Origin of the sequence: Cryobacterium sinapicolor, assembly GCF_004403465.1 — a bacterium.
GTDB classification, from domain to species: domain Bacteria; phylum Actinomycetota; class Actinomycetes; order Actinomycetales; family Microbacteriaceae; genus Cryobacterium; species Cryobacterium sinapicolor.
In genome coordinates, this window is the sequence record NZ_SOGQ01000013.1 from 72,495 (window position 1) to 84,138 (window position 11,644).

At 68.4% G+C, this 11,644-nt stretch carries 13 protein-coding genes; 7 read left to right on the forward strand and 6 right to left on the reverse strand.

Annotated elements, in window-relative coordinates; all coding sequences use genetic code 11:
- The first annotated feature begins 8 nt into the window (after nt 1-8).
- The gene (locus tag E3T28_RS02535) at nt 9-1,190 is read left to right on the forward strand and encodes a MarP family serine protease (protein WP_134427643.1); all 1,182 of its coding nucleotides are present in this window, start codon (nt 9-11) and stop codon (nt 1,188-1,190) included.
- A 59-nt stretch (nt 1,191-1,249) separates the two neighbouring features.
- Nucleotides 1,250-1,960: an RNase H family protein gene (locus E3T28_RS17705; RefSeq protein WP_134427646.1), complete on the forward strand. Its 711-nt coding sequence runs from the start codon at nt 1,250-1,252 to the stop codon at nt 1,958-1,960.
- Here the strand turns inward: E3T28_RS17705 and E3T28_RS02545 are convergent.
- On the reverse strand, nt 1,926-3,419 hold the full coding sequence (locus E3T28_RS02545) for a sugar porter family MFS transporter (protein ID WP_134427649.1): 1,494 nt from the start codon (nt 3,417-3,419) through the stop codon (nt 1,926-1,928). The two genes, E3T28_RS17705 and E3T28_RS02545, sit on opposite strands and share 35 nt — an antisense overlap.
- Before the next feature lie 114 nt (nt 3,420-3,533).
- Between E3T28_RS02545 and E3T28_RS02550 the strand changes: the two genes are divergently transcribed.
- A complete protein-coding gene (locus E3T28_RS02550) occupies nt 3,534-4,397 on the forward strand; it encodes a DUF429 domain-containing protein (protein ID WP_134427652.1) in 864 nt (287 codons plus the stop codon).
- Here E3T28_RS02550 and E3T28_RS02555 read toward each other — a convergent pair.
- Both E3T28_RS02555 and E3T28_RS02560 read right to left on the reverse strand, forming a co-directional pair.
- Nucleotides 4,369-4,659, reverse strand: a complete 291-nt coding sequence (locus E3T28_RS02555) for a hypothetical protein (protein ID WP_134427655.1) — start codon at nt 4,657-4,659, stop codon at nt 4,369-4,371. The genes E3T28_RS02550 and E3T28_RS02555 overlap by 29 nt on opposite strands.
- A gap of 81 nt (nt 4,660-4,740) precedes the next feature.
- Nucleotides 4,741-5,700 carry a Pvc16 family protein gene (locus E3T28_RS02560; protein WP_134427657.1) on the reverse strand — a complete coding sequence of 320 codons (960 nt, stop codon included), beginning with the start codon at nt 5,698-5,700 and terminating at the stop codon, nt 4,741-4,743.
- 221 nt (nt 5,701-5,921) lie between these two features.
- On the opposite strand from E3T28_RS02560, the gene E3T28_RS02565 reads away from it, so the two are divergent.
- Entirely contained in the window at nt 5,922-6,212 is a 291-nt protein-coding gene (locus E3T28_RS02565) for a hypothetical protein (protein WP_134427659.1), read from the forward strand.
- A 162-nt stretch (nt 6,213-6,374) separates the two neighbouring features.
- Here E3T28_RS02565 and E3T28_RS02570 read toward each other — a convergent pair whose 3' ends face one another.
- Nucleotides 6,375-7,838, reverse strand: coding sequence for a cryptochrome/photolyase family protein (locus tag E3T28_RS02570; RefSeq protein ID WP_134427661.1), 1,464 nt, complete (start codon nt 7,836-7,838; stop codon nt 6,375-6,377).
- A gap of 111 nt (nt 7,839-7,949) precedes the next feature.
- Between E3T28_RS02570 and E3T28_RS02575 the strand changes: the two genes are divergently transcribed.
- From E3T28_RS02575 to E3T28_RS02585, 3 genes are all read left to right on the forward strand, one after another.
- The gene (locus tag E3T28_RS02575) at nt 7,950-8,852 is read left to right on the forward strand and encodes an oxygenase MpaB family protein (protein ID WP_134427663.1); all 903 of its coding nucleotides are present in this window, start codon (nt 7,950-7,952) and stop codon (nt 8,850-8,852) included.
- A gap of 9 nt (nt 8,853-8,861) precedes the next feature.
- Nucleotides 8,862-9,617 carry an SGNH/GDSL hydrolase family protein gene (locus tag E3T28_RS02580; protein ID WP_134427665.1) on the forward strand — a complete coding sequence of 252 codons (756 nt, stop codon included), beginning with the start codon at nt 8,862-8,864 and terminating at the stop codon, nt 9,615-9,617.
- 105 nt (nt 9,618-9,722) lie between these two features.
- Nucleotides 9,723-9,926 (forward strand): hypothetical protein, encoded by a 204-nt coding sequence (locus tag E3T28_RS02585; RefSeq protein WP_134427667.1) that lies wholly within the window; start codon nt 9,723-9,725, stop codon nt 9,924-9,926.
- A 7-nt stretch (nt 9,927-9,933) separates the two neighbouring features.
- On the opposite strand, the gene E3T28_RS02590 is transcribed toward E3T28_RS02585, so the two are convergent.
- Both E3T28_RS02590 and E3T28_RS02595 read right to left on the reverse strand, forming a co-directional pair.
- Nucleotides 9,934-10,923, reverse strand: a complete 990-nt coding sequence (locus E3T28_RS02590) for a hypothetical protein (protein WP_241979133.1) — start codon at nt 10,921-10,923, stop codon at nt 9,934-9,936.
- Nucleotides 10,924-10,998: 75 nt separating this feature from the next.
- The gene (locus tag E3T28_RS02595) at nt 10,999-11,643 is read right to left on the reverse strand and encodes a MerR family transcriptional regulator (RefSeq protein WP_198417137.1); all 645 of its coding nucleotides are present in this window, start codon (nt 11,641-11,643) and stop codon (nt 10,999-11,001) included.
- Between the last annotated feature and the right edge of the window lies 1 nt (nt 11,644).

An 11,644-nucleotide genomic window follows, 5' to 3' on the forward strand; every position in this document is an offset into this window, starting at 1 on the left:
GTTCACGGATGGCATTCTCAACTGTGTTGGATGTGGTGCTGCTGATCGTGCTGTTCGGCTACCTCATCTCCGGTTACCGCAGCGGCCTCATCGGCAGCATCGCCGGAATCGCCGGACTCGCGGCGGGAGCGGTCGCCGCCTACTTCCTGGTGCCGCTCGTGGGCACCTGGGTTCCCGCCGCGGAGTGGCGCACGGCCGCGTCCCTCGCCGCCGCCGCTGTTCTACTGATCGGCGGCCTCTCCCTCGGCCGCTCCATCGGCGGAATGCTGACGCCTCAGGGCACCCGCAACGGGCTCCGGGTCATCGACCGCGTGCTCGGCGCCGGCGCCGCCGTCGCGGTGTCCGCCCTCGTGGCCTCGATGATCGCCTTCAGTATCGGCTCCCTCGGGGTCCCCGTGGTGTCGTCGGCGGTGAGCTCCTCAAGCGTGATCCGTTCGATCGATTCCCTGACCCCGGACCAGGTGAAGAGTTTCCTGGCCCAGCTACGCTCCATCGTGGTGACCGAGGGCATCCCTCGCGTCGTGGAGGCGTTCAACGGCGAGGCTCCGGTCGTTCCGAACGTGGGCACCGACAGCGACGCCCTGCGCGCGGCGAGCTCGTCGGTGCTGAGAATCAGCGGCACCGCCTACTCCTGCGGGCAGAACCAGTCCGGCAGCGGATTCGTCATCGCACCGGAGCGGGTCCTCACCAACGCCCATGTCGTGGCCGGGGTCTCCGAGCCCGTCGTCGTCACTCCCGGCGGCAGTTCCCGCTCGGGTCAGGTCGTCTACTTCGATCCGGTCGTGGACCTCGCCGTGATCGCGGTGTCAGGACTCGAGGCACCCCCGCTCTCGCTCGGCGACAATCTCGCGCCGGGCAGCCTCGCGGTGAGCAGCGGCTATCCCTTCGGCGGGCCGTTCGAATCAGCGCCGGCCGAGGTCGTTGCCGTGGCCCCAGCCCTGGTGGCCGACATCTACGGGCAGGACCCGTCCTCCCGGCAGATCTACACACTCGCCGCCGATGTGGACCACGGCGAATCGGGTGGGCCGTTGCTCAGCGAGGCCGGCCTCGTGACGGGCGTCATCTTCGCGAAGTCGACCATCACCGAGAACCTCGGTTACGCCCTCGCGATGGAGGAGGTCGATCCCGTCGTCGAGCAGGCAGCCGCACTCGGCGCCCCGGTCTCGTCCGGCGCCTGCATCAGCGGCTAGCCCTCGATGGCAGACTAGACAGGTCCTGAACCAGCGGGACCCCAGGAAAGGCCCACTGCATGACGATCATCGCCGCCGCCGACGGTTCGGCTCTGGGCAACCCCGGCCCCGCCGGATGGGCCTGGTTCGTCAACGATTCCTGCTGGGCCGCCGGCGGCTGGAAGCACGCCACGAACAACCAGGGCGAGTTGAAGGCCGTGCTCGAACTCTTCCGGGCCACCGCCCACCTCGACGACGACCTGCTCGTGCTGTGCGACAGCCAGTACGTGATCAACTCCGTCACCAAGTGGATGCGCGGCTGGAAGGCCAAGGGCTGGCGCAAGGCGGATGGCAAGCCCGTGATGAACCTGGACCTGCTCCAGGAGCTCGACGAGGCCCTGGCCGGGCGCCGCTACCGGTTCGAATGGGTCAAGGGCCACGCGAACCACCCGCTCAACGAGGCCGCGGACAGTCGGGCGCGAGCCGTGTCGGATGCGTTCCAGCGGAACACGCCGATCAACGCCGGCCCCGGCTGGGTGCGGGAGGGCGATACCCCGACGCCCCGCCGCCCCGCGCCGACTCCGGCCACGAAGGCACGGGCCGTCACGGTGCCTCCCGCCGCCCGCACGCGCCCGGCCGGCCCCGCGCATCCGGAACTGTTCGCGTTCGACGAGCCGGCCGAATCCCACACCGTGGCTCTCGAGCTCTCCCCCGACGAACACGCCCGGCTGACCGGGCGCGCCGCCCGGCTCGGTGTCACCGTCGAAGAGCTGCTTCGCGGCCTGATCTGACCTCGTCCTGCTTCGACGCGGTCCTGGCCGCGATCTTTGCCGAGTTCCTCGGCGGCAGCAGGGTGCTCGCCTCGTCCAGGGACATTCCGTTGGTCTCCGGAATCTTGGTCAGTACGAAGACGAACGACAGCGCCGCGAACAGAGCGTAAACACCGTAGGTCAACGGCAGCGAGACGGCTGCCATCGACGGGAATGTGACGGCGATCAGGAAATTCGCGATCCACTGGGCCGCTGCTGCGACACCGAGCGCCTTCACCCGGATGGTGTTCGGGAACATCTCGCCGAGCAGCACCCAGACAACGGGGCCCCACGAGGCGCCGAAGAAGACCACGAAGACGTTCGCCGCGACCAGGGCGATCCCACCCCACGCACCGGGCAGGGCGATCTCACCGTCCACGGTGACGGCCTGGCTGAAGGCGATCGCCATGGTGGCCAGCGACAGCGTCATACCGATGGAACCGGTCAACAGGATCGGCCGGCGTCCGACCCGGTCGATCAAGGCGATGGCGATAAAGGTGACCGCGATGTTGGTCAGGCCGGTGAGCACCGAGATGGTGAGCGAGCTTGACTCTTCGAAACCGACCGCCTTCCACAGGGTGGTCGAGTAGAAGAAGATCACGTTGATGCCGACGAACTGCTGGAACACCGACAGGAGGATGCCGACCCAGACGATCGGGCGCAGACCGAGGGTCTTGCCGCGCAGTGACCCGACACGCTGGCCCAGCGCGTCCTCCTTGATGGAGGCACGGATGTCGCGGATCTCCCGTTCCACGTCGCCGTTGGGCCACAACCTCGTGAAGACCGCGCGGGCTTCCGTCTCACGGTCTTTCAACACCAGGAAACGTGGGGATTCCGGCAGGATCTTCGCGATCACGAAGTACACGGCAGCGGGGAAAGCGCAGGCCAGGAACATCCAGCGCCAGGCGTCGATGCCGAACAGAGACGGCTCACCGGCTCCTCCGGCGCTGTTGGCGAAGAGGGCGTCGGACAGCAGCGCGGAGAAGATACCGATCGTGATGGCCAACTGCTGGAGCGATCCAAGGCGCCCCCGCATCGCTCGCGGAGAGATCTCGGCGATGTAGGCCGGCGCGACCACGGACGCGAGCCCGATGCCGAGACCACCGACAATGCGCCAGAGCACGAGGTCGTAGACGCTGAAGGCGAAGGCGGAACCGACCGAACTGACGAAGAACATGATCGAACCCAGGAGCATCACCGGGATTCGACCGTACCGATCACCGACCCGGCCACCCAGGTAGGCCCCGGCGGCGGCGCCCAAGAGCGCGCTCGCCACCGCGAAACCGGTGAGGGTCGCCGTGAGCGCGTACTCGTCCTGAATGGCATTGACCGCCCCGTTGATCACGGAGGCGTCGAACCCGAAGAGGAACCCGCCGAAGGCCCCGGCAACCGCCAGCGCGACGACCTTCCCGTTGTTGGATGGTTTATCGGTCTGGGTCATCTTCAGTGCCTCTAACTCTTTGTGGAACAATTCGAAAGAGCCTACGCCCGACCATGGAGTGCCGATAATCGGCGGCGGCATGCGCCCGTCACCTGCCTGTGCTATCCATGAGCCATGACGCGGTTCCTTGGAGTTGACCTGGCCTGGGCCGAAGGCAGCGCGTCGAAACCGGCCAAGGAGTCCGGTCTGGCCTGCATCGACGAGAGCGGGCGGGTGATCGACGCGGGCTGGGCCCGCGGTACGGATGCCGTGATGCGCTGGATCGGCTCCCTGTGGGAGCCCGGCGCCGTGCTGGCGGTCGACGCCCCCCTGGTGGTGGACAACCTCACCGGCATGCGCCTATGCGAGCGGGAAACCGGGAGTCGCTACGGCAGTTGGTACGTCTCGGCGAACGCCTCGAACCTCGGCCGCCCGTGGCAGGGTGGCGTGGCGATCCGCCGCCGGTTGGAGGCATCCGGCTGGACCTACACCGACGGCCTCACGCCCATCGATCCGGCCACCCCCCGCTTCTTCGAGTGCTATCCGTACACGACTCTCGTGGGCGCGGCGGAGTTCGGATACCTCGACAAGCGACCCCGCTACAAGCGCATGGGCACCTCCCTCCCCCCGGACGAACGCCGGGAGGCGCGGGCCGTGGTCTGCGACGACCTGATCCAGCGGATCTGGCGGCTCACCCGAGCATCGCCGCCGCTCGACCTGGGCTCGCATCCCGTCTCGGACGCCCTGGTGACCGAGCCGTCACCGTTGGTCGACCGGCCCTACAAGCACCGTGAAGACCTGATCGATGCCCTGCTCTGCGCCTGGACGGCCTCGCTCTGGTGGCACGGGGGCACCGACCGGTGCCAGGTTCTCGGCGCCCGGGACGACGTGGCTGTGCTCGGTCGCCGACCGACCATCATCGCGCCGGCCCGGCCGGAGCAGCGCCGAACCGTCGAGGGGGCGCGGCTGGTCACCGCACCGGGTACCAGCGCGCCTTGATCCGCTCGGTCACCTGCCACGACACCGGCTCCACGCTGGTGCGGGCCGCGGCGAGCACGTGGTCGCCCACCCTCAGGGCCATCGCGGCGTCATCCGCCGTGAACCGCACGATCGCGCGCGGAGAACCGGCAACGACGGCCAGGTCGGTCGCCTCCACGGTCGTCAGCTGGGCGGCGGCGGCCGCCAGGTGCGGCAGCACGGAATCCGGGGCGGCGCCCGGACGGAGGGCGCCGATGATCAGGGTGAGGCGGAAAGACGGCATCCAGTCAGCGTAGGCGGGGGCGACAGAACGGGTGTTCACCGGTCGCACGGGTTCCAGGCCTGATGTTCGGGCTGGACGTTCTCAGTCCCCGGTGGCCGACGCGGAATCCCGCTTCGGCTCAGGCTCCGGAAAGCGCACTTGGACCTGGGTCCGGTCCGCAAGCTCGTCCCCGGCCAGATCAGTCAACGCGATGATCACGACGCTCGGCGATTGACCGAGCAGGTCGAGGATGGATCCGATCTCCACCCCGGCATACGGATCGTCGAGGTCGAGCACCTCCGGCCGCACCCCGAACAGCGGGTCGGACGCGGCGATCATCAGCACGGCACCGCGGTGTTCCGCCTGTTCGAAGATGCGGTCGAGATTGTCTTCGGTGTCGGCAACGCTGGCTCCGACGACCTCGTCCAGAAGCACCGTCACGAGGGGCTTACCCAGTTCACTTGCGACGGATGCCGCGGCCCTGGCCTTCGTCGCGCCATCCGAACCCGTGAACACCACCATCGCGCCGGCCCCGGCCTGTTTCACGACATCACCCACGGTACCGACCACCGCCGTGCGCTCGGCCGCATCCAGGGTGAACGAGGCCATCACGCCGAAGGACAGCCGGAGCGGCGCAGCGGAAGCCACCCAGAGGGAGGTGAGCGCCTCGCTGGTCAGCGGAGAGGGCGAGAGCCAGACCTGCAGGTTGTCCGCCGAGCCGATGGGAACGTTCAGCACGGGATGGCGTTCGATGGCGGCCCGTGCCGCGCCGAAGGAGCGGTGACTGCCGGCATCCGTGTCGACGTCGTCGCCGGGGAAGGCGCTGACCAGGTAGTGCAGCTCGGCAATCACGCGGCTGGGCCCCCGCTGGGTCTCCTCCCGATAGCTGATCAGGCTGTCGTAGTAGAGGAACAGGTTGATCGAGGGGCCGGTGACACCGGTGCGCGGGGCGCCGAGCGCGTACGCCGTGACCTGCAGCCCGATCGGCGGGGAGGTCAGCAGCCGTTGGAGCGCGACGGTCGTCGAGGCGATGGCCTGGCCATAGTTCGTGAGCGACGACATGGGGACTCCGGCTTCTCTGACTTCTGGATGCGGATTCTGGATGCGAAAAGTGGGCAGACGGTGCAACCGTACTCCGGGTGACCAGCGAGGTCGAGGAGCGCGGCTGCGCCCCGGTGGGCCTGGCCCGGTGCACGGCCACGGATGCCGTAGCCTGCTTCGGTAGAGGTGCGCGCAGTGTCCGCCGCACTGCAATCGCAGCGCCGTCCCGGTGAAGGAGTTCCATGGACTACTCGGCAACGATCGTGGCACAGGCCCACGTCACCAAGCCCGACGCGCTGCGTCTGATTGCGAAGGCGGTCGGGTCGACCGTGCAGGATTCCGGGACGGCGCATCCGTTCGTGCCGCTCGTCGGCGGTGGTCGTGTCGAGGTCGAGATCCCCAAATTCGGAGAGGCCCCTCCGCTCGCGATCGATGTCTACAACCTCCACGGCGCCGACCAGGCCCGCGCCTCGGCGGTCTCCCTGCAGGCCGCCCTCACCGGCGTGACCGACTGGCCCACCGAGGTCAGGTAAATCCCCGGCGGTGGAGCCTGTCGAGGCCACAGGCCGCACTCCCGCCTCAGATCCGCTTGCTCGGCAGTGTGATCAGCGTCCGCTCCACCTCTCCGCCGGGAACCCTAGAGGCGAGAGTTGTTCGCATCTTGTGGAGAGTTATATCGAAAGTCTATTCGCCGCTCACCACTGGGTGCGGGCACGCTCCTGGTCGACGACCGCCTCCCGGTCGACGAGGCGGCGCAGCCCGGCGAGCGGCTGTGCCATGCGGTGATTCCCCCGGATGCGCGGCTCCACCCGGTCGAGGAAGGCCCAGTACCCGGCGGTGAACGGGCACGCGTCTTCGCCCAGCCGTTTCTTCGGGTTGAACGTGCACGCGCCGCAGAAGTCGCTCATCTTCGAGATGTACGCACCCCCCGACGCATACGGCTTCGTGGCGACGATTCCGCCGTCGGCGTGCTGGGACATCCCGACCACGTTGGCGGGCATCACCCACGGAGTGCCGTCGACGAACGAGTTCGTGAACCACTCGGTGAGCTCGGCCGGCTGGTAGCCGCGCTGCAGGGCCCAGTTGCCGAGCACCATCAGTCGTTGGATGTGGTGCGCATAGCCCGTGCGACGCACCTCCCCGAGCACATGACTCAAGCACTTCGCCCGCACCGCGCTGCCGTCGAGCTCCCAGAACTCGCGGGGCAGGGGCACCTGCGCCTCGAGGTGGTTGCTGCGCCGCACATAGTCCTCGCCCAGATGCCAGTAGAGGTGCCAGACCCAGTCCCGCCACCCCATGATCTGGCGCACCACGGCTTCCACGCTCTGCAGCGGGGCTCCCCCGGTCTCGTAGGCGGCGACCACGGCGTCGATCACCTCGCGCGGATGCAGCAGTCCCAGATTCAGGGGAACGCTCAGCCTCGAGTGGGCCATGGATTCATCCCCGAGCAGCGAGGCGTCCTCGAACGGACCGAAGTCGCCCAGGCGCGTCTCGACGAAATCGGCGAGCGCGGCGAGCGCCTCCGCCCGGGTGGCCGCGAACCGGCGCGGGCCGTCCTCACCGATCAGGTGGACGCGCCCCTCCGCCTGCCACCGGTCCAGGTCGATGCGTACCTGCGCGTCGATATCGTCTTCGACCGGACAGAACGGGTCCGGCAGCCCCAGGTTCACCGCTCCCTTCGGCGGTGGCTGGCGATTGTCGTGGTCGAAGTTGAACTTGCCACCCTCGGGGTCAGGTCCGCGCATGAGCAGCCCGGTCTCGGTGCGCACCTGTCGATAGAACTGGTCCATGATCAGACGCGACGGCGGCCGGTCGGCCGCCCAGAGCGCGAAGTCCGCCTCGCTGGTGACGAAGCCGCGGCTGGGCAGCACCCGCGCGCCGAGCTCCCGCACCAGGGCACGGGAGCCCCACGATGTGGGATCGACCACCTCGAGGTCACGGCCGGCGAGCACGTCCCGGTAATGCTCGGCGTGCAGGTATTCCACCCGGTCACCGAGTTCCCTGGCCCGGTGCCGGAGGGCGCTCAGGATCAGGTGCGCTTTGGCCCGGTGATAGGTGCGTTGGCCCAGAACACCGACAGCCTCCACCATGAGAAGAGGTCCGCCGTCATCGAAGTGGGGGCCGAGCTGGTCGGCGAAAATTAAGCGAGGCGCTGCCATGGTTCCGAGTTTAGGATGCTGCCGCGCACCCGGCAGCGCATAGCGGCCATGCGCCCCGCCGCGGAGGAGGTTCGAGGCCGATGCCCAGCCACCAGGAGTTAGCCTCGGTCAATGAGCAGGTTCGTAGACAGTTGGCGGTCGCATCTTCTGGTGACCCTCTCCGGAAACGGCGAGGGGCGCCCGCACTGGGTCGACAAGATGGAACTCGGCGACGACGTCGGCTTCTTCGGTCCGGGCTCGGCCTCCTGGGCCGTGCACGGCGGGATGGCGACGATGGTCGCCGGCATCCGTGCCCTGCTCATGCAGACCCTGCATCCCGGCGCGATGGCCGGCGTGCACGACTGGTCGCGCTACAAGGAAGACCCGCTCGGACGACTCTCCGGCACGATTCAGTGGCTGGTCACCGTGACCTTCGCCGACACCACCCTGGCCGAGCACGAGTCCTCTAGGGTGGGCCGGTTCCACGACCGGGTCGCCGGAACCTATCGCGACGCCCAGGGGATCGAGCGGCCGTATTCCGCCGGAGACCCCGAACTGCTCGCCTGGGTGCACATCGTCTTCACCGACGCCTTCCTGGCCACCCACTCGATCTGGGGAGGCCCCATCCCAGGTGGCGCCGACGGCTACGTGCGCGAGTGGGCCAAGGCCGGAGAGCTGATCGGCGTGCACAATCCGCCCCGTTCCGCATCGGAACTGCAGGCACAGCTCGATGCGTTCCGGGATGCCGGCATCCTGAAAAGCGACGAGCGCGTCGCCGAGGCGGTTCGATTCATCCGCAATCCACCGCTCCGTCGGGGCATGCTGCCGTTCTACCGGGTGATGTTCGCCGGCGCCGTCGCCTCGATCCCCCGCGAGTACCGTGAGCTGCTCGGCCTCCGGCGCTCCCTGCTGCCCGTGGTCTGGGCCACCGGAGCCGTTCTCGGCCTGGTGCGCCTGCTGCTGGGCCGGTCGTCGACCTCGGAGGATGCCGCCCGCACCCGCATCGCACGCCTCGCCGAGGCGAATCCCGCCTAGGCTTGGGGGATGCCTCCACGCCCGGGTCGCCGGAGTGCGGCCGGAATTCCAACCCGCCGTGTTCCGTATCGGGTGGTGGTGCTCGGCCTGGCGGCGCTGTCCGTGGCGGCACTCTGCCTGGGTGCACTCGGACTCAGTGGCGTTTTCCCTTTCTCCCCGCCCGCGGCCGACAGCACTGTGCAGGTGGACCGCCCGGATGAACGCCCGCTGCGGATTCTGTTCGTCGGGGATTCGATCAGCTACGGCCTGAACGCCGAGCGGCAGGACCTTGGGTTTCGTCCGCTGATGGTCGATGCCCTCTCGGCAGACGGACCGATTCAGGAATTCCACAAGAATCGCGCCGGCGCCACCACTCGCACGGTGTCCAGGCTGGTCGACGTACCCGAGAACCTCGACCTGGCCGTGGTCGAGCTGGGCACCAACGATGTGGTGCACCAGACGGCACCCGACGAGTTCGCGCGCAGCTACCGCGCACTCCTGCGACGCCTGCACACGGAATCGCCCGGGGTGCCGCTGCTCTGCGTGGGCACCTGGGGCAGCGCCGGTGGCGCCGACGGGTCCGACGCCTACAACACGCTCATCGACGAGGAATGCGCGCGGCAGGGTGGCGCATTCGTCAGCCTGTACGGGCTATACCCGGTCGAGGCCAACCGGGGGCCGGCCGGACGGGATGTTTTCGGCGGAGCCAGCGACCGATTCCACCCCAATGACACCGGCTACCGGGCGATCGCGGATCTCCTGCTGGGCAGGATCGCCGTTCACTGACCCACCGGCGCCGTCCTCGCTCGCAGTCGCCCACGGCGGCTTGCATATCGCGGCGCGAAAGTACACCCCCTTGTCGACGCCCTCGATTTGAGGAAATCTCTAGGAATGAGAGAAAACGACTGGGTGTTGACCGTCCACTGCCGAGAATGCGGGATCGGCGCCACCGCCCATGTCGGGAACGATCTGCGCATCGTCTGGCCGGCTATCGTGCACGAGGGCGGCTGCGAACTCGCCGATGACGAGGACCTCGTGGAGTCCCGCTTCGGGCATCCCGTGCAGGGACACCGCCAATCCGCCTTCGCCGGCTGACGCCAACCTATCCGCGCGACCGAGCACTCCATATGACGCCGCCGATGGCCACCGTCGCTCCCGCGAACAGTCCCATCGCCAGGAAGAGCATGAGGACCCCCGGGCGCGCAATCGATTGTCCGGCGAGCGCCTGCCCGGTCAGCAGCGCGAGCACGCCCAGATAGAGGACCACCAAAACCCCGATGATGCCCACCCGCACCCTGCCGACCCGGAGCACAGGCACCCACCGGGCCAGGAGCTCGAGCAAAAGGACGGCCAGCGGCAGCATCTGCAGGGCGTGCATCCCGACGAAGTGCGGGATGCGCAGGTCACCGGCCACGGTGCTCCAGCCCAGCATCGGCAACCCGGGGCCACCGTCGGACAGGCCGACAGTGTGAGCCCCGGCCACACCCTGGAACGAATCCAGCTGGTCCGCGGTGGGACCCGTCATGAGAAAGGCGAGCCCCATCCCGAGCACGGCGATGAGCCCTCCCGAGCGCACGGCGAGCGACCTGGCCCGGTCTCCGAGATCAGCCCGGAAGAGCAGGAACGCGAGAATCAGCGTCGCCAGCCAGACCACGACGATCGAGAACGCCATTACCGACCACAGCACGGATGCGAGTGGGGTTGAGACGTTGAAGTGGCTCGTCACTCCGACCGAGGCTGCCCCGACGATGACGACCATCTCGATGGCCAGGGCGACCATCGCAGCGGTGCCGATCCACCAGGCCAGGTGCCTCCGCCGAAGGAGCGGGAGCAGCCAGGCCAGGGTAAGCCCATACACCAGCACGCTGATCGAGAATTTGAGCGGCTTGGCCCAGATCGGAGCGCCGGTGAGTGTGCGGTGGTCGACCAGTAGCCCGATCAGGCACATCACGACCAGCACAGCCATGGCCACCGACATCCAGAGCAGGGGCCGATGCCAGACCAGGGGGCGAAGCGCCCGGTGCAGCCGGGACGATTGGGACGACTGGGACGACTGGGACGACTGGGACGACTGGAACGACTGGCTGGACACGATCACTCCTCGGACCTTGCGGTTTGGTTGCCTGGTTTCGTTGCCTGGATGTGTTGGCGGGGCGTGCGATCTGCTTCAGATCTCGGACGCCGGCTGCACTGGGTACCGGAGAGAGGACAGATGCTCCTGGGCCGCCCGGCGCAGGCCTGAGAACAGCGTGTCGCCGAGCGCTGTGCCCACGACGACGATCTCCGCCTTGGCCGCCCGCTCGATGCGGGCGTCGAGTTCATCGATGTCGGCCTCGGCCGCCACGAGGGCGGCGGCGGCGTAGCGCCGGAACCAACCAGCGGCGTCGATCTGGCCGATTCCCGTGAACGTGTCGAAGACCCGGGCCGCCGCGAGGCGACCGGGGTTGTCGTCCGAGACGTGCCAGCCCGCCATCAGCGCGTCGACGTGGGCCAGGGCGTCCGCCGTCACCGTCGTCGGATCGACCGCCTCGGAGACGGCATGCTGGGCGATCTCGAATGTCTCCGGCAGGGGGAGCTCGGAATCGATGGCTTCGAGCACGCGCCGGGCGGCTGCGACGGTGAGGCCACCGACCTCGGTCAGGCCGAGGATGAGACGGATGCGACCGAGGTGCGCGTCTCCGTACAGCGCCTGATTCGGACCCGTGCGAACGCCAGGCGGGAGCAGGTTCTCCCGCTGATAGAACTTGATCGTCGCGACCGCCACACCGCTGCGTGCGCTGAGTTCGGCCATCTTCATGGCGGCGTCCGCCATG

Excerpts from the sequence above, each read along its gene's own strand:
- E3T28_RS02565 (WP_134427659.1), top strand. The coding sequence starts at position 5,922 with ATGGACTACTCGGCAACGATCGTGGCACAGGCCCACGTCACCAAGCCC.
- E3T28_RS02595 (WP_198417137.1), bottom strand. The coding sequence starts at position 11,643 with ATGGCGGACGCCGCCATGAAGATGGCCGAACTCAGCGCACGCAGCGGT.
- E3T28_RS02575 (WP_134427663.1), top strand. The coding sequence starts at position 7,950 with ATGAGCAGGTTCGTAGACAGTTGGCGGTCGCATCTTCTGGTGACCCTC.
- E3T28_RS02585 (WP_134427667.1), top strand. The coding sequence starts at position 9,723 with ATGAGAGAAAACGACTGGGTGTTGACCGTCCACTGCCGAGAATGCGGG.
- E3T28_RS02555 (WP_134427655.1), bottom strand. The coding sequence starts at position 4,659 with ATGCCGTCTTTCCGCCTCACCCTGATCATCGGCGCCCTCCGTCCGGGC.
- E3T28_RS17705 (WP_134427646.1), top strand. The coding sequence starts at position 1,250 with ATGACGATCATCGCCGCCGCCGACGGTTCGGCTCTGGGCAACCCCGGC.
- E3T28_RS02535 (WP_134427643.1), top strand. The coding sequence starts at position 9 with ATGGCATTCTCAACTGTGTTGGATGTGGTGCTGCTGATCGTGCTGTTC.
- E3T28_RS02560 (WP_134427657.1), bottom strand. The coding sequence starts at position 5,700 with ATGTCGTCGCTCACGAACTATGGCCAGGCCATCGCCTCGACGACCGTC.
- E3T28_RS02545 (WP_134427649.1), bottom strand. The coding sequence starts at position 3,419 with ATGACCCAGACCGATAAACCATCCAACAACGGGAAGGTCGTCGCGCTG.
- E3T28_RS02550 (WP_134427652.1), top strand. The coding sequence starts at position 3,534 with ATGACGCGGTTCCTTGGAGTTGACCTGGCCTGGGCCGAAGGCAGCGCG.
- E3T28_RS02580 (WP_134427665.1), top strand. The coding sequence starts at position 8,862 with ATGCCTCCACGCCCGGGTCGCCGGAGTGCGGCCGGAATTCCAACCCGC.
- E3T28_RS02570 (WP_134427661.1), bottom strand. The coding sequence starts at position 7,838 with ATGGCAGCGCCTCGCTTAATTTTCGCCGACCAGCTCGGCCCCCACTTC.